This window comes from Nocardia amikacinitolerans, assembly GCF_900215415.1.
Taxonomy (GTDB): domain Bacteria; phylum Actinomycetota; class Actinomycetes; order Mycobacteriales; family Mycobacteriaceae; genus Nocardia; species Nocardia amikacinitolerans.
Genome location: NZ_OBEG01000001.1, coordinates 1,533,337 through 1,550,767, shown reverse-complemented (window position 1 = coordinate 1,550,767; position 17,431 = coordinate 1,533,337). Strand labels below are relative to the sequence as shown.

Sequence of the window (17,431 nt, the reverse complement as noted above, 5' to 3'; positions counted from 1 at the left end):
CCGTTTCAGCCGACGGGCGCGGGCGCGCCCGGCATGTCGTCGAGGGTCAGCCCGCCCTCGATGGTGGTGGGCACCCGGCGGCGGTTGGGTGAGCCGAGCGCGGTGGTCAGGTCGCTGCCGTCGTGTTCGGCGAGCAGGTCGCCGCTGTCCCACACCAGCAGCGTCGCGCTCACCGTGTTCTCGGCGGTGGAATGCGCCAGGTCGTAGTGCGCGCAGCCCGGTACGTGCGGGTAGGTGATCCACAGGTCGTAGCCGGTCATGAACAGGTCGAGGTCGAATTGCACGCTCAGGCCGAGCAATTCGCTGCGGCCGTTGTCGTCGACGCCCGCGAACGCCTCGTCCAGCGCCAGCAGGCGCGGCGCCTGCGGATCGGCGGAGTCGAGCATGACGTGCGCCGCCGCGAACAACGGCAGGTGCAGCGACACCGACTGCTCGCCGCCGGACAGCGCGCTGTGCCTGGCGACGGTGAGCTTGTCCTCGCTGCCGTCGCCGGAGATCAGCGTGAACGAGAACACCCGCCACGTGCGGTAATCGAGGGTGGCGGCGAGGATCTCGGGGTAGGAGCGTTCCGGGTGCGCGGCGCGCGCGGCGCGAATCTCGGCGGCGAAGTGGGCGCGGATCGCGGCGAGATCGTCGGAACTCAGGGTGGTGGCGTCGCGGTCGAGGAGCTTGCACATCGCCCGCGCGGCGTCGGAGAGATTGTCGGCGAGCACCCAGTGCACGCCGATGGTGTTGCCCGAGGACATCCGCCGCTGCTTCATCTCCGCGCCCATCTTGGCGATGAGTTCGCGTGCGTCGCTGGTGCGTTCGTGGATCTGCTGGGCGAGCCCGGTGAGCAGCGCGTCCTCCAGGATGCGGCGCTCGGCGTCGGTGAGCAGCAGTTCCTGGTCGTGCCGGGCCTGGTCGATGCGTCCGGCGAAGTCGGCTAGCGCGGCGACGCCGTGCTCGTCCTGCACTTGCACCACGGTCAACCCGTCGGCCGCGTCCCACTGCAAGCGGTAGTCGCGGCCGGAGGCGGCCAGCGCGGCGTCGAACTCCTGTAGCGCCGAAGTCACCGCGCTGCGGGTGGACTTGCGCGCCGCCTCGCCCGCGCGCACCGACGCGGTTGCCGAGGCGAGGCTTTCGAAGAGCTCGGCCACCTCGTCGGGCAGCACCCGCGGTTCGGATTCCGGACCCGCCTGGGTGATGCGATAGAGCAGCTGTTCTGGCGTCGACCACGCCGCGTCGCTGCTCGGCCACCGGCACTCGGGCGCGGCGCCGAGCAGCGACAGCAGATCCGGCTGGGCGTACGGGGCAAGGCTTTTCACATCGGCGAGCACCTCGGTGAGCGCGGTGCCAAGCGATTCGTGCGCGGTGCGGTAGGCGGCTTCCGCGTCGCCGACCGCCTCGATGGCCGCGTTGGCGGCCTTGCGCGCGGCCTTCTGTTCGGCCCTCGTCGCCTCGATGCGCTGCCTGGCCTGCTCTAGTTCGCGGTCGATGTCGGCCGCGCCGGCGCCGAGCGCCTCGCGCAGCGTCTCCAGTTTGCGCAGCTGCTCCTGGTAGCCGGCCTGGGCGGCCTCGGCCTCCTCGGCGAACGCCTCGGCGAGGTCGCGCGCCTCGTCGTGCCGGTCGGCGCTCTCGCGTTCGCGTTCGCGCTCGCGCTCGTGGTCGGCGCGCAGCCGGAGCAGCCCGGTGCCGGTGTTCTCGAAATGCCGGATGGCGGCGGCGAGCGCGTCCAGTTCGCGCGGGTCGCGCGGCGCGCGGTGCGCCACGGCGGCGGCCCGCAGCTTCTTCTCGATGGCCGCGACCTCGGTGACCGCTTGGTCCAGATCCTTCTCGGCCTGCGCGGCGGCCTCCGAGCGGGAACGCATGACGCCCGCGTTCTCCGACACCGCGCGCAGCGCGGCCGTGACCGCGGCCGGGCGCGGAAGAGCCTTGGCGGCGGCCGTGATTCGGGCCAGTTCCGCGTCCGCCGCGTCCGCTTCCTCCCGCGCGACGCGCTGCGCCTCGGCGGCCGCGTCCAGCGCGTTCGCCAACTCGGCGAGCCGAAGCTCGCGGCGGCGGGCTCGCGCCGTCGCGCCGATGAACTCGGCGTCGGTCTTGTGGTGCCTGCCCACCTGCACGCCCTGCCGGAACCCGCCCGCGCCGCTGATCGCCACGCCCGCGGCGCCGTCGAGGTCGTCGAGCAGGGCGATCGAGGCGAGCACGTCGGCGACGACCTGCCGAGGGACGGTCAGCCCGTCGGTGTCGTCCTCCACCACGAGCACGTCCGCCAGGGTGGGCCCGGTGGGTCGCTGCTGCGCGGGCAGGGGGACGAGGAACTGATCGCAATAGTCCTCGGGCTGTTCGTCCTCCGCGCACACCCACGCGTCCAGCAGACCGGCGGCGTGCAGCGCGGCCTCGATGCCGGCGGCGGTCTCGGGCGACACGTCGTCGGCGAAGCGGACCAGCCGCCACAGCGGGGCGCCGGGACGACCCGCCCGGTCCTCGCTGCGCGCCATGGGGTTTCGCGGCGCGTCGTCGCGCTGCGCGCCGACCCGGTCGCGCTCGGCGGCGAGCTCGGCGATCTGTTCGGCCGCCGCCGCGGCGCGCGCCTTGGCCGCCACCCGACGGTCGCGCAACTCGTCGAGCAGCGGTTCGGCGCGTTCGGCAAGCACCTCCGCCACGCCCGCCGCGTCGTCGGATCCGGCCTTCGCCAGCGCGGCGTCGAGGGCGTCGAACAGACCGCCGCCGAGCGGGAGGTAGCAGTCGCGGTGCGCGTCCCACCAAGCGCGCAGCGCCGCCGCGGCCTCGGTGCGGGCCAAGGTCACCGCGGCCTCGGCGTGCGCCACCTCGGCGGCGGCCGCCTCGCGCGCCTGGACGGCGCGTTCGGCAAGTCGTTCCGCCCTCGTCCGCTCGGCGGCGGCGGAATCCATGAGCACCAACGCTTTACGCACCGCGCGCACGTCGGCGTCGCGCTCCTCGGCCCGCGCCCGCACGGTCGCGGTGAGCTGATCGCCGCGGGCGTCGTCCGACAGCGCGGTCCATGCGATGCCCGCCTCCTCGGCGGCGGCGCGCAACTCGTCCTCGCCGCGGGACAGCGCGGCGGCGGCCCGCTGGACCGCGGCGCGCGCCCGCTCGGCCTCCTCGGCCCGCTGATCCAGGGTCTGACGCGCCTTGAGCGCCTTGTCGCGGTGCACCGCCGCCGAGGTCTCCAGCCTGCGCACCGCGTCGGCGAGGTCGTCGAGCTGCTGTTTGCCCTCGTAGGCGCTGGAGCGTTGCAGGGTCTCGCGGTCGGTGAGGGCCTGCTCGTAGGCGCGGTCGGCGTCGTCGGCGCGGGCCTCCGCTGCGGTGCGCTCGGCCTCGCGGCGCTCGCGCAGTGCGGTCGCGGCGAACAGGGCGGTGCTGGCGTGGGTGACCGCTTCCAGCCTGGCGCGCACCTGGTCGACATCGGTCTTCGCCTGTACCGCGAGGTATTTCCGGTACACGCCGACGAACGCGCGGGTGGCGGTGTCGGCGTGCACCAGGCCCTCGAGCGTGCGGCCGACCTCCTCCATATCGCTGAAAGAGCGCGCCGCGTCCAGGATCAGCTGTTCGTCCAGCGGGCGCAGGCCGTCGGTGAGCGCCTGGGACAGTCCGCGCGGGTCCAGGTTCTTGGCCAGCTGCGGACGGCGCAGCGTCAGAATGAGATTGATGAGCTGGTCGTAGCGCTGCTGGCCGAGCCCGAACATGCGGGCGTCGATGGCGGCCCGGTACTCGACCGGCCGGTCCACGATGGAGTCGGTGCCGATCTGTTCGGCCAGCTGCTTGCGGGTGAACGGGCGATCGTCGGGCCCGATCAGCGAGAAGTCCACGCCCACCCGGCCGTCGGCGACGAAATACCAGCGCGTGACCTTGTCCGAGGAACGGGTCGCGCGCATGCCGATGCCGACGGTGACCACCTCGGGGTCGTCCCATTTGCCGCGCGCGAACTCCATCCAGACATAGGAGTAGGCCGATTCCTGCTTGCGATACAGCAGATTCGATTTCATCGTGCGCTCTTCGCCCGCGAACGGGTTGAGCCTGCGCGGCTCGATGCGGCCGTCCAGCACGAAGGGGAACAGCACCTCGAGCGCCTTGGTCTTGCCCGAACCGTTGGGCCCGCGCAGCACCAGCCTGCCGTCGGCGAAGCAGAATTCCTGGTCCCGGTAGTCCCACAGGTTGACGATTCCGGCGCGGGTCGGGATGAAACGCACTCCGCCGTGGATGACCGACATGTTCAGATCCCTTCCGTACCGGTGCTTGCGGCCCCGACCGTGTCGGCGGCGGTGACGAACAGTTCCGCGGCCCGCTTGGTGCGCACGGTGACCACCGCGCCGCGGTAGCGGGCCAGCGCGGGCAGCACGAGCAGTCCGTCCTCGACCACCTGGATCAGGCGCAGCCGCGCAAGCAGCGCGGTGACCTGCGCGGTGAGCCCTGGCACGTCGGCCTGCCATTGCGCGGCGAAGGTGACGCCGTAGCGGTCGGTGAGCGCACGCACGGTGTCGCGCACCCAGTCGGCCGAGACGAACGGGTAGGTCGCCTCGGGTTCGACCTCGTCCATCGTCGAATCCGCTTCGCCCGCTTCGGTTTCGAACGGAAGATCGGCCATCGGGGCGAACAGCGTCGATTCGGGGATGGCGTCGTCCAGCTCGTCGGCCAGCGTCTCGCCCGGCTCGGCGCGGCGCGGGCGGCGGGGGAGCGGATGGTCGATGTCGAGGACGACGTCCGCGATCTCGCCGACCAGCAGCAGCGCCACCTGGGCGAGCGTGCCGGTGCCTGGAAAGCGCACATCGGACAGCCGACCGGAGGTGTCGATGAGCGCGACGCCCTCGGCCCGGCGTTCGGCGCGCAGACCGGTGAACAACTCGACATCGGCGACCGTGCGCTCCTGCGCAAGCACCGGACGCTCCTCGGGAGCCAGATCCTCGGCGTACACCACCGGTCGCTCTACCAGCGCACGGCGCACCCGCCGGGCGAGCTCGCCGGACTGCGCGGCGGGCTGACCCGCGGTGACGGCGGGATCCTCGGCGAGCAGGCCGCGCACGCTGTGCAGATGCTGGAGCGCCCGCGGCGGACGAAACAGCGCGAACACCACCGGCCGGTCGATGTCGTAGAGCGCCTCGCCCGCCTCGGGATCGGCCGCCCAGCCGCCCGCGTCACCGTCGGCGAGGGCCAGCGCGCCGCGCGCGGCAAGCCAGCCGACCGCGTCGACGAAGGCGTCGCGGTCCGCCGCGCGATCCGGGGCGAGCTCGAGCCCCTCGATCCGCGCCGTGTACGCCGCGACCTGATCGGCCAGTTCGGAGAGCGTGATCTGATCGCCCGCGCGGCCGAGCGCCGCGAGCGCCAGCGCGAGGTAGGCGTAGCGGCGGCGGTCGAAGACGCGGTCGTTGACCGTGCGCGCGGGTTTGCCGCCGTCCAGCCGGTCGATGACCGGGTAGACGCGCGCGGTGGTCTCGGTGACCTCGAGCCGGTAGCCGAAGAGTTCGGCTAGGTCCTCGCGCAGTTCGGTGGCCCACCGGCGGATCAGCGGCAGCGCGATCCGATCGGGATAGGTGCGGGTCACCAGGTGGTTGGCGAGGATCACCCTGGCGGCGCGCTGATAGTTGTCCAGTGCCAACGCGTCGATGCGGCGCGCGTGAATCATGCCGCGCCCCCTGTGGTTTCGGCGTCCGATACGGCGGTGTCCTTGCCGCGCCCCGGATGCCCGCCGCGGGACTTGGTCGCGCGGACGTCGAGCTTGCGGTTGTTCAGGTGCAGCAGACCGCGCGAGGTCCGCACCACGGTCGGTTCCGGGTGTTCGGAGACCGTGAGCGTCACGCCGCTGTCCGAGCCGGTGGTTCCCGCGACCCGGCCGCTGACCGGCACCCAGGCGGTCGAGGCGGCGTCGAGCAGCCGCAGCAGCACCTCGGTCTCGCGCTCGTCGAGCACCCGCTCGTGGACGTCCGCGGCCGCCAACGACTGCGCCGCCTCCGCCCTGGCCCGCTGCGCGGCGAGCTGCGCCTCGCGCAAACGGCGAATCCCCGCGTCGTTGCGCTGGATTCGGCCCGGCGCGCCCGCCGAGGGCGGCCGTCCGGTCTCGGCCAGTGTGCGCGAGATCTCCAGCGGCGGCGCCTCCCACCAAGACCGCGTCGCGGGCACGATGTCGGCGTCGGGATGCTCCATGGCCAAGTGGCGCGGCCTGCCGAGCCCGAACACCGCGTCGAAGAGCGCGTGCGCGCTGTCCGCGGTCGGCGCCGCGGTGAACCAGCCCGCCAGGTGACGCAGCGCCGATTCCCGGCTCACCCCGCCGCGGCGCGTCTCGGTGACCCGCCGCAGCAGCGACAGCACGGCCGCGATCGCGCTCATGGTTGCCTCGCGCAGCCGGTCCGCCTCGGTGGACTCGCCTTCGCCGCCCGAGGTGACGAACCAGGTGCGCAGACCGTGCCAGCGTGCGCGCCAGTCCGCCTCGCGTTCGGCGGCGCTCAGCAGTACCCGCTCGTCGCAGCGCGCGGCGCGGACGATGAGCTCGTCGACGCCGGTCTCCTCGATCTCGCCGATGGCGGCAGACAGCCGCGGCACGAAACGCGCCAGATCCATGCTGAACTCGCGCATGTGCGCGAGCAGTGCGTCCTTGTGCGCGAGAAACGATTCCGGGGTGATCTCGGTGGTGCGCACCAGATCGCCGAGCGACAGGTAGAAGTGGGCGGCGCGCGCGGCCATGTCGGACAGCGCCGCGTCCAGCCTGCGCAGCGTGCGGTAGACGCGCTCGGCGTCGCCCGCCCGGTTCGCCTCGGCGAGGGTGTGCAGGTCGGCGAGCAGTTCGGGCAGCACAAGCCGGGACAGCGACGCCTCGTCCAGTCGCGCCTCCAGCACGCCCGCCACCGCGCGATAGGCCTGGAACCCGGCCTGGGAGAACTGGTAGACGTAATGCCGGTTGCGGTATTCGGCCAGCGTCGCCGCCCTGGTGCCGTCGTAGCTGCGCTCCAGCACGCCCCACTGGTGCAACTGGTCGAGTAGCGGTCCGATCTCCGCGGCGCTCAGCGGCGCGGCGTCGGCGCGCCGGAAAAGGCCGGGCTGCGGTTCGCCCGAACCGCTTTCGTCCGCGTCCGGCGACGGTCCGCTCTCCGCGACCCGCGCCCGCCCGCCGTTGCGGCGAATCCAGTCCGCCACGTCGTCGGCGTGCAGCAGCACCACGTACGCCGCGCGTGCGCTGTCGAACGCCCGCAGCACCCAGAGATATTCGGCCCGCTTCTCCGCGGTCGCGAAAGAGAACAGCCGCAGCCGCTCGTCCCACAGCACAGCGGAGCCCAGCTGGTCGCCCGCTGAGCCAGGCTGGTCAGCCAGTTCGGCTGAGCCGGGCTGGTTACCGAGCTTGGCCGCGCCGGGCTCAGCACCGAGCGCGGCGGAATCCGGCAGGCTACCCGGTGCGGCTGCGCCAGGCCGGTCACCGAGCACGGCGGAGCCGGGCTGGTCACCCAGGGGGGCTGAGCCGGGCTGATCGCCGTGGGGCGGGCCGTCGTCGGAGTCGGTCACCGGGAACAGGGTAGTAGCGGGCCGGTCGCCGCCGGCAAGACCGACCCCCGTTCGGCGTGGCTGGGTCCGCCGCGCCGCCGTTCGCCCGCCGTCCGCCGGGAACCGCTCACTCGGTGGACAGGGCGCGCAGTTGCTCGAGGTAGCAGCGGGTGCGCGGGTCGCCCGGGAAGCGTTCGATGATCTCGCGCGCCACCTCGCCCGCGATCCACATCAGCGAGGGCAGCGAGCGGCGTTTGCCCGAGAAGGCGCGCATGCCCTCGGCCACGGCGAGTTCCAGGTCGCGGTTGCGCACGGCGACGACGGCCAGCGTCAGGTGCGCCTCGGCGACGCGCATCGGATTGCGCAGGGTGCCGTCGGCGCGGGTGGAGTTCCGGATGACCTCGCGGGCAAAGGATTCCGCGAGCCGATCCTCGCCGGCGACGCGGCAGCAGTCCATCGCGTAGAAGTCGAACTTCTGCGGATCGACCACGAAGTGGTTGTCCAGATTCGCCGGATGGTCGAGTCGCTCCAGGATCGCCCGGCCGATGCCGAGCGCCCGCTCCACCTCGCCCCGATCGCCAAGCCGCGCCCACGCTTTGGCGCGTTGCGCGGCGAGTTGCACGCCGACACCGAACTCTCGACTGTCCTCCAACGCGCCGTCCACCGCTTCCACAGCGCCCCGGTAGTTACCTTGGGTGAGCGCGAACCAAGCCGCCATTTCCGCGGCCCAGCCGGTGATCTCGCGATGTCCGGCCTCGTTGCCGAGCGACCACGCCGCGCGCCGGGTCGCCTCCGCCGAGGTGCGGCGGCCGAGGTCGTAGTCCACGCAGCCGACCAGCAGCGCGACCCAACCGGCGAGCACCAGGATCTCCCGGTGCTGGGCCAGCGTCAGCCGCCCGTCCAGCAGCGAGGTGATGCGGCGCAGCCAGGACGTGCCCTCGGCGTGCAGTTCGTGCGGATCGGCGTAGGAATACTCGCAGCACAGGCGCTCGGCGGTGATCCGAACGGCGTCCAGCGTCGCGGCGGAGACGTCGGACATGCGCAGCCTGCCGATGAACTCGAGCGTGTCCATCCCGGTGGCCGAGAGCAGTTCGTCGTCCCGGTTCGGTCTGGCCTTGGGAAAGAACGCCGCCGTGACGGTGTCGAAGGCGGCGGCGATGATGGGCGCGTAGAAGTCGTCGGGTCGCGACTCGCCCGACTCCCAACGCCGCCAATTGCGTAGCAGCGTGCTGTCGGTCGGCAGATTGTGCGAAGACTTCGCACGCATCACGCGGACTGCGTCGGCCTGTGACCACCCCCTCGCATCGCGCTCGGAACGCATCCGGACAGCCCAGACGGGTCGATCGTCTCCAGCGGCCACGGTTGTAGTATCGCACCAGTTAACGCGCGGTGGCCCGGATAGGGCATCTAGATGTCACTGGGTTGACACCTGCATTCGCAGTTTGGCGTCAGCGATCCTGAGGAGGGAGCGGTCGGATTGCCGGATTTGCGTCTGTAAGTACAGATGCAAGGCCGGGACCGCCCCACCGGCAGTACCCTGCACGGGAAGATCCAAACAAGAGAACAGCGGCCCAATCCAACGGAGGTTCGGGTGGAAGCGTTGATCTATGGATACTTGCGTGACGATCTGGCCGACGGCCACAGCGAAGAGCTCGAGCAGGCGATGAGCACGCTCGCCCAAGCCGAAGGGCTTTGCTTCGCCGCAACATTCCATGAATCGACAGCGGGTGACGGCACGGCGTTCGCGGAGCTGACGCAGGAACTCAAGCGCGCCGACGCGCACCACGTGGTGGTGCCGTCACTCGATCACTTTGCCGGCCAGACGATTCCGCGCGACATTCTGATCGCGAAGCTGGCCCAGGACGCGGCGGCCCAGGTCTGGACCGTCGAGGAGGTGCGGGCGACGAGCGTCGCCGCCCCGCCACCGACCGTCTCGTGACCACCCCGGAACCGAAGGATGCGAGCAACACCTGACGGTGTTGCTCGCACGGGGGACCGAGCTGCTGTCCTGCTCGCTCGCGGGCTGTCGTACTGCTCCACCAGGAGACAGAGCCGTCGCGGAATCGCGCCGCGGGGCAGTCGATCACAACCCGAAACTACCGGGACCCCTTCTGCGCAAGTACTTTTCGAACTCCGCCGCGATCGCGTCGCCATCGATCTTGGCCATCGCGTCGTTCAGATCGACCGCCGCGTCACCGCGCTCCTCCAGCGAACGCACGTACTCGGTGATCTCCTCGTCGCCCACCGTCATCTCGTTGACCGCGGCCTCCCACTCCTCGGCCTGCTTGGGCAACTCGCCGAGCGGCACCTCGATGTCGAGCACGTCCTCGACCCGATGTAGCAACGCGATCGTCGCCTTGGGATTCGGCGGCTGCGACACGTAGTGCGGCACCGCCGCCCAGAACGACACGGCGGGCACCCCGGCCTTGACGCACTGGTCCTGCAGCACGCCGGTGATGCCGGTCGGGCCTTCGTAGCGGGTCTGTTCCAAGCTGAAACGCTCGGCCGCTTCCTTGCTGTAGGCGGAACCGGTGACCGGGACGGGCCTGGTGTGCGGGGTGTCGGCGAGCAACGCGCCCAGTATCACCACGGTCTGCACGCCCAACTGTTCGATGAACTCGAGCAGGTCCGCGCAGAAGCTGCGCCACCGCATGTTCGGCTCGATCCCGCGCAGCAACACCACATCCCGGTCGCTGCCCGGCGGGGAACACACCGAGAGCATGGTGGCGGGCCACTGGATTTCCCTGGTCACGCCGTCGACCTGACGCACCGTCGGCCGATTCACCTGATAGTCGTAGTAGTCCTCGGAATCGAGTTCGGCCAGCGGCTCGGCGTCCCAGATCAGTTCCAGATGCTCCACGGCGCCGCTCGCCGCGTCACCGGCGTCGTTCCAGCCCTCGAAGGCGGCAACCAGCACCGGATCCCGCAACGTCGGCAGTTCCGAATCGGAAGTTTCACTGGGGTTCACCCGGTCAGCCTACGGTGTGCGCTCGCCCGGTGCTGTATCTATTGCGCGCTGGCGCGCGCGTGTTCGCGGCCCCCTGGTGTCTCGCGTCCGAGACCGCGCGTCTCGCGACTGCGTCGCATGCGCCACGCGGTCTCGGACGCGAGACGGGCCGCGAACGGGCTCGTAAGACTCGCCCTCGAGGTGGTCGGGAGGGTGGGGACGGCGCTTCGGTGTCTTTGCGCCCCTGTTGGGTAGTGGGCCGATGCCGGTGTTGTTCGCGCCAGGGCCGCCGACCCGTCGTGACGCTCGCCGTCGACCGGTGGACGCCCCTCGGCCGAATGTGGCGCGGCACACGCTCACCAGGGCCATCCGCAGGCTGTTGGTTGGCGGTCGTACCCGGCCTTTACGCTTGTACCCATGTCTGTGTCCAATTCCGCCGGGTTCGATACCACGCTTCTCGACACGCTCGCCCGGCGTGTCGTCATCGGTGACGGCGCGATGGGCACGATGTTGCAGGCGGCGGATCTGACGCTGGACGATTTCCGTGGGCTCGAAGGCTGTAACGAGATCCTCAACGAGACCCGGCCCGACGTGCTGCGCGCCATCCATCGGGCGTACTTCGAGGCGGGCGCGGACGCGGTCGAGACCAACACCTTCGGCTGCAACCTGCCGAACCTGGCCGATTACGACATCGCGGATCGGATTCGCGATCTGTCCGAGCGCGGCACCCGTCTGGCGCGTGAAGTGGCCGACGAGATGGGGCCGAGCGAGGACGGCACGCCGCGGTACGTGCTCGGCTCGATGGGCCCTGGCACGAAGTTGCCGACGCTGGGGCACGCGCCGTACACGGTGTTGCGCGACGCGTACGTCGAGGCCGCGCTCGGCATGTTGGAGGGTGGCGCGGACGCGATCCTGATCGAGACCTGCCAGGACCTGTTGCAGGTCAAGGCGGCGGTGACGGGCAGCAAGCGAGCGATGGAGCGTGCGGGCCGCCGGATTCCGATCATCACCCACGTGACGGTGGAGACGACCGGCACGATGCTGGTCGGCAGTGAGATCGGCGCGGCGTTGACCGCGATCGAGCCGCTCGGCATCGACATGATCGGGTTGAACTGCGCGACCGGCCCGGACGAGATGAGCGAGCACCTGCGGCATCTGTCGCGGCACTCGCGGGTGCCGGTGTCGGTGATGCCGAACGCAGGTCTGCCGGTGCTCGGCGCCAAGGGCGCCGAGTACCCGTTGACGCCGGAGGAGCTGGCCGTTTCCATGCGCCAGTTCGTCAGCGAGTTCGGGTTGGCGCTGGTCGGCGGGTGCTGCGGCACCACGCCCGAGCACATCCGTCAGGTCCGCGAGGCGGTGCGCGAGGTCGAGCCGACGCTGGCGCCGATCGCGCAGCGCCGCTCGCCCGTGCACGAGCCGAGCGTGTCGAGCATGTACACCGCGGTGCCGTTCGAGCAGGACGCCTCGGTGATGATGATCGGCGAGCGCACGAATGCCAACGGCTCCAAGGCTTTCCGCGAGGCGATGCTGGCCGAGGACTGGCAGAAGTGCCTCGACATCGCCAAGGACCAGACGCGGGACGGCGCGCACATGCTGGATCTGTGCGTCGACTACGTCGGCCGCGACGGAAGCAAGGACATGGAGGCGCTGGCCTCGCGCCTGGCGACCGCATCGACCCTGCCGATCATGCTGGACTCCACCGAGACCCCGGTGCTGCAAGCCGGGCTCGAGCACTTGGGCGGCCGCTGCGCGGTGAACTCGGTGAACTACGAGGACGGTGACGGACCGGAGTCCCGGTTCCAGCAGACCATGCGGTTGGTGGCCGAGCACGGCGCCGCGGTGGTCGCGTTGACCATCGACGAAGAGGGCCAAGCTCGCACCGCCGAGAAGAAGGTGGAGATCGCCGAGCGTCTGATCGCCGACATCACCGGCAACTGGGGTCTGGCCGAGTCCGACATCATCATCGACACCCTGACCTTCACCCTGGGCACCGGCCAGGAGGAGTCGCGCCGCGACGGCCTGGAGACCATCGAGGCCATCCGGGAACTCAAGCGCCGTCACCCGCGGGTGCAGACGACCCTGGGTCTGTCGAATATCTCCTTCGGTTTGAACGCGGCCGCGCGGCAGGTGCTGAACTCGGTGTTCATGCACGAGTGCGTGCAGGCGGGTCTGGATTCGGCGATCGTGCACGCCTCCAAGATCCTGCCGATGAGCCGGATCCCGGACGAGCAGCGCGAGACCGCGCTCGACCTGGTCTACGACCGGCGCACCGAAGACTACGACCCGCTGCAGAAGCTGATGGAGTTGTTCGAAGGTGTCTCGGCGTCGTCGTCGAAGGCGTCGCGCGCCGAGGAGCTGGCGGCGTTGCCGCTGTTCGAGCGGCTCGAGCGGCGCATCGTCGACGGCGAGAAGGCGGGCATGGAGGCCGACCTGGACGCGGCGATGACCGAGGTGCCGCCGCTGCGGATCATCAACGAGACGCTGCTCGCGGGCATGAAGACCGTCGGCGAGCTGTTCGGGTCCGGTCAGATGCAGCTGCCGTTCGTGTTGCAGTCCGCGGAGGTGATGAAGGCCGCGGTCGCCTACCTGGAGCCGCACATGGAGGCCACCGACGACTCCGGCAAGGGCCGGATCGTGCTGGCCACCGTGAAGGGCGATGTGCACGACATCGGCAAGAACCTGGTCGACATCATCCTGTCCAACAACGGCTACGAGGTGGTCAACCTCGGCATCAAACAGCCGATCGCGACCATCCTCGATGCCGCGGTGGACAAGAAGGCCGACGTCATCGGCATGTCCGGGCTGCTGGTGAAGTCGACCGTGGTGATGAAAGAGAACCTCGAGGAGCTCAACGCCCGCGGTGTGGCCGAGCAGTTCCCGGTGCTGTTGGGCGGGGCCGCGCTGACCCGCGCCTACGTCGAGAACGACCTGACCGAGGTCTACGAGGGCGACGTGCACTACGCACGCGACGCGTTCGAGGGCCTGCGGTTGATGGACGACATCATGACCCGCAAGCGCGGCGGCGGCCCGGACCCCGACAGCCCCGAGGCCGTGGCCGAGCGCGAGAAGGCCGCCGAACGCAAGGCCCGCCACGAACGGTCCAAGCGGATCGCCGCCCAGCGCAAGGCCGCCGAGACCCCCGTGGTGGTGCCCGAGCGCTCCGACGTCGCCGCCGACCTGCCGGTGCCGGTGCCGCCGTTCTGGGGCACGCGGGTGATCAAAGGCCTGTCGCTGCACGACTACTCGGGTCTGCTCGACGAACGCGCGCTGTTCTTGGGTCAGTGGGGTCTGCGCGGCCAGCGCGGCGGTGACGGACCCTCCTACGAGGAACTGGTGGAAACCGAAGGCCGCCCCCGGCTGCGGGCCTGGCTGGATCGGCTCTCCACCGAGGGCGTGCTGCAGCACGCGGCGGTGGTCTACGGCTACTTCCCCGCGGTGTCGGAGGGCGACGAGGTCGTCGTGCTGACCGAGCCCGAGCCGGACGCGCCGGAGCGGTATCGGTTCACCTTCCCGCGCCAGCAGCGCGACCGGTTCCTGTGCATCGCCGACTTCATCCGCTCGCGGGACAAGGCCCGCGAGACCGGCCAGGTCGACGTGCTGCCGTTCCAGTTGGTGACCATGGGCCAGCCCATCGCCGACTTCGCCAACGAACTGTTCGCCGCCGACAACTATCGCGACTACCTCGAGGTGCACGGCATCGGTGTCCAGCTCACCGAGGCGCTCGCCGAGTACTGGCACCGCCGCGTCCGTGAAGAACTGGTCCTGGAAGGGCATTCGGTGGCCGAATCCGACCCCGAGGACGTGCAGGACTACTTCAAGCTCGGCTACCGCGGCGCGCGCTACTCCTTCGGCTACGGCGCCTGCCCCGACCTCGAGGACCGCGCCAAGCTCGTCGACCTGCTCGAAGCCGACCGCATCGGCGTCGTGCTCTCCGAGGAACTCCAGCTGCACCCCGAGCAGTCCACCGACGCCTTCGTCCTGCTGCACCCCGAGGCGAAGTACTTCAACGCCTGATCCGTCCGGCGAGGATGTCGGCGCCGCTGTTTCCGCTGGGGGCGGCGCCCTCGTGACCTGAGCGATGTGATGGTGCTCACCGGGCGTCGGGAGGTGCTTGTCGGCTGGCTCGGCCCGCTTTTCCTGCCGCTGACCTGCGGATCGGCGGGAAGTGACCGACCACCGAACGGCTGCGGCGCGAATACCCGGTACCGGCGGGTACGCTCTAAGGTTCGAGGCTGTACGGGTATTCGACCGTCCGGTCCGCGCCATCGCGTCGAGGCGGCTGGAGTCTGTCGGATGGGTATGCCATTGTCGAAGAGTTGCAACTGCATCCGGAGCAGTCGGCGGATGCCGTTCGTCTCGCTGCTGACGGGTGCGAAGCACTTCGGCGCGTAGGGATTTCGCCGGAAACCCGCTGGGCGCGCCGGAGTGCTCGACGGCTCGGCGCACAGCAGGAGGGGCACGACCACATGACGGCGGACCGGTTGATCGCTGGACGGTATCGGCTGACGGATCCGATCGGCACCGGCGCGATGGGTGTGGTGTGGCGGGCGACCGACGTGCGACTGCGCCGCACCGTGGCGGTGAAACAGCTGCTGCTCGGCCCCGGGCTCTCCAAGGAGCAGGCGCTGGAGTCGAAACTGCGCGCGATGCGCGAGGGGCGGATCGCCGCGCGGCTGCACCACCCGAACGCGATCACCGTCTTCGACGTCGCCGAAGAGGACGGCCAGCCGTGGCTCGTCATGGAGTACATGAACGCGCCGAGCCTGGCGGCCAAGCTGTCCGGGCACCGCACCCTGTCGCCGATCGAGGTGGCCAAGATCGGCGCGCAGGCCGCCGCCGCGCTGGCCGCCGCGCACGACGCGGGCATCATGCACCGCGACGTGAAACCGGCCAACCTGCTCGTCGCCGACGACGGCACCGTGAAAATCACCGACTTCGGCATCTCCCGCGCGGTCGGCGACGTGACCGTCACCGCGACCGGATTCCTCGCGGGCACCCCCGCCTATCTCGCGCCGGAGGTGGCGCGCGGCGAGAACCCGGAACCGGCGTCCGATGTGTTCGCGCTCGGCTCCACGCTGTACGCCGCGGTGGAGGGCGCGCCGCCGTTCGGCGAGGGCGACAACGCGCTCGCGGTGCTACACGCGGTCGCGCGGGCCGACGTGCCCGAGCCGCGTCGCGCCGACGGGCTCGCGCCGGTGCTGATGCACCTGCTCGCCGCGAGCATCGACGCGCGCCCGAGCATGCGCGAGGCGAAGGAGGCGCTGGAAGCCGTTGCGGCGGGCCGGGTTCCGGCACTGGCGGCCGCACCGGTGGTGACCAAGGTGCTGCCAGCGCCAGGGGCCGACGCGACCACCGTGCTCGCCACCTCCGCCGCCACCGCGAGCACCGGGAACGCCTCCGACGCCACCGAATTCGTGCCGAGCGCGGCGCTCGCCGCCGCGCCGCCTTCGCCGCCGAGGCCGGGCACGGCGGGACCGTCCGGCGGCGGCACGCTGCCCGGCGCGACCGGTGGCGGCGCCGGGCCGAACAAACAGACCCTCGCCGTGCTGGCCGCCGCCGCGGTGGTCGTGCTGGTCGTTGTGGTGGCGTTCGCGCTGTCCTCCGGCGGGGACCGAGGCGGATCGGACGGCCAGACCGCGGCCCCGCAGCCGGGGACGAGCGAGGCGCTGCAGCCGCCGCCCGGCACCGGCGGGGATCAAACCGTGGAGCCCCAGGCCCAAGTGCCCACCGCCGCACCGCAGAACACCGAGACCCCGACGACCGTGCCCGCCACGCCATCCAGCAGCGCCGCGCCGTCGACCAGCCCGAGCGGCACAACGCGGCCGCCGACGACCACGATCACCACGACGCCGTTCGGGCCGCCGACACCGGACCGGGTCGCCCAGTTCATCCAGGGCTACTACGGCATGCTGCCCGGCAACGTGTCCGGCGCGTGGTCGCAGCTCTCGCCCGGCTACCAGGCCCAGACCGGCGGCTACAACTCCTACGCCTCGTTCTGGTCCACCATCCGCTCGGTCCAGGTCAACGGCATCACGCCGCGCGGCAACGACGGCGCGACCGTCTCCCTGACCTACGTGAAGACCAACGGCGCGGTGGACCGGGAGAACCGCTGGATCCAGGTCCGCCAGGACGGCGGCCGGATGGTCATCACCGGTTCCGGCGTATGAGCCGGGGAACACGAGGAGACATACCGCACGTGACAGCGCGACTCGCCGCGGTGCTGTGGGACATGGACGGGACGCTGCTGGACTCGGAGAAGCTCTGGGACATGGCCGTTCGCGAGCTCGCGGTGCGACTCGGCAGCGCGATGACCGACGAGATCCGGCACGCGCTCATCGGCGCGTCCGGCCCGAACGCCCTGCGCATCCTGTTCAACGGCCTTGGACTCGATCCGACGCCGGAGGCGCTGCGCGACGCGGCGGGCTTCCTGGAGCAGCGCGTCACCGAGTTGATGACCGGCCCGATCCCGTGGCGGCCCGGCGCCAAGGACGCGCTCGGCTTGGTCCGCGACGCGGGCCTGGCCTCGGCGCTCGTCACCAACACCAAGCGCTCGCTGACCGAGTACGGTCTGGACACCCTCGGCCGTGACTTCTTCGACGTCTCCGTCTGCGGCGACGAGGTGCCCGAGGGTAAACCCGAGCCGGACGTCTACCTGCGCGCCGCCGACCTGCTCGGCGTGCACCCGCGCGACTGCGTGGCGATCGAGGATTCGCCGACCGGCGCTCGTGCCGCAGCGGCCGCGGGCTGCGCGGTCCTCGTCGTCCCCTGTGAGATCCCGGTCCCGCGCGCCCCCGGCCTCGTCTTCCGCGACACGTTGGTCGGCCTCACCCTGACCGACCTGGAACAGACTTTCCGCACCTGACGCCGCTTCACATTTTCGGGTTGTCGTCCGGCACAAGACTGGTCGGTCCAATGGTGTTCCGAGCACCTGAAAACGCGCGGGAGTTACTGTGCTGCAACGCAAATGCGCGCAGATAGTAAGTGTGACCGCACTCACCGGCAACTTTTCCGAAT

General features: G+C 70.8%; 9 protein-coding genes. 4 read left to right on the top strand and 5 right to left on the bottom strand.

What is annotated here, in order from left to right; translation table 11 throughout:
* Nucleotides 1-5 precede the first annotated feature (5 nt).
* The 4 genes from CRP45_RS07095 to CRP45_RS07080 form a co-directional block, all read right to left on the bottom strand.
* Nucleotides 6-4,214, bottom strand: a complete 4,209-nt coding sequence (locus CRP45_RS07095) for a TIGR02680 family protein (protein ID WP_097244269.1) — start codon at nt 4,212-4,214, stop codon at nt 6-8.
* 2 nt (nt 4,215-4,216) lie between these two features.
* On the bottom strand, nt 4,217-5,620 hold the full coding sequence (locus CRP45_RS07090) for a TIGR02678 family protein (protein ID WP_097244639.1): 1,404 nt from the start codon (nt 5,618-5,620) through the stop codon (nt 4,217-4,219).
* On the bottom strand, nt 5,620-7,239 hold the full coding sequence (locus CRP45_RS07085) for a TIGR02677 family protein (protein ID WP_097244638.1): 1,620 nt from the start codon (nt 7,237-7,239) through the stop codon (nt 5,620-5,622). The genes CRP45_RS07090 and CRP45_RS07085 overlap by 1 nt, the downstream gene beginning before the upstream one ends.
* A gap of 358 nt (nt 7,240-7,597) precedes the next feature.
* Nucleotides 7,598-8,737 (bottom strand): NsdA family TPR-like regulatory protein, encoded by a 1,140-nt coding sequence (locus CRP45_RS07080; RefSeq protein ID WP_097244637.1) that lies wholly within the window; start codon nt 8,735-8,737, stop codon nt 7,598-7,600.
* Between the two features lie 324 nt (nt 8,738-9,061).
* Here CRP45_RS07080 and CRP45_RS07075 point away from each other — a divergent pair, with 324 nt between their 5' ends.
* Complete coding sequence (locus tag CRP45_RS07075; RefSeq protein ID WP_097244268.1) at nt 9,062-9,409, top strand: hypothetical protein; 348 nt, start codon at nt 9,062-9,064, stop codon at nt 9,407-9,409.
* 144 nt (nt 9,410-9,553) lie between these two features.
* Here the strand turns inward: CRP45_RS07075 and CRP45_RS07070 are convergent, their stop codons facing one another.
* Nucleotides 9,554-10,438 (bottom strand): PAC2 family protein, encoded by an 885-nt coding sequence (locus CRP45_RS07070; RefSeq protein WP_067781127.1) that lies wholly within the window; start codon nt 10,436-10,438, stop codon nt 9,554-9,556.
* Nucleotides 10,439-10,834: 396 nt separating this feature from the next.
* Between CRP45_RS07070 and metH the strand changes: the two genes are divergently transcribed.
* From metH to CRP45_RS07055, 3 genes are all read left to right on the top strand, one after another.
* The gene (gene metH / locus CRP45_RS07065) at nt 10,835-14,431 is read left to right on the top strand and encodes a methionine synthase (protein WP_097244267.1); all 3,597 of its coding nucleotides are present in this window, start codon (nt 10,835-10,837) and stop codon (nt 14,429-14,431) included.
* A 452-nt stretch (nt 14,432-14,883) separates the two neighbouring features.
* The gene (locus CRP45_RS07060; RefSeq protein WP_097244266.1) at nt 14,884-16,584 is read left to right on the top strand and encodes a serine/threonine-protein kinase; all 1,701 of its coding nucleotides are present in this window, start codon (nt 14,884-14,886) and stop codon (nt 16,582-16,584) included.
* Nucleotides 16,581-17,279: an HAD family hydrolase gene (locus CRP45_RS07055; protein WP_097244265.1), complete on the top strand. Its 699-nt coding sequence runs from the start codon at nt 16,581-16,583 to the stop codon at nt 17,277-17,279. The genes CRP45_RS07060 and CRP45_RS07055 overlap by 4 nt, the downstream gene beginning before the upstream one ends.
* Nucleotides 17,280-17,431 lie beyond the last annotated feature (152 nt).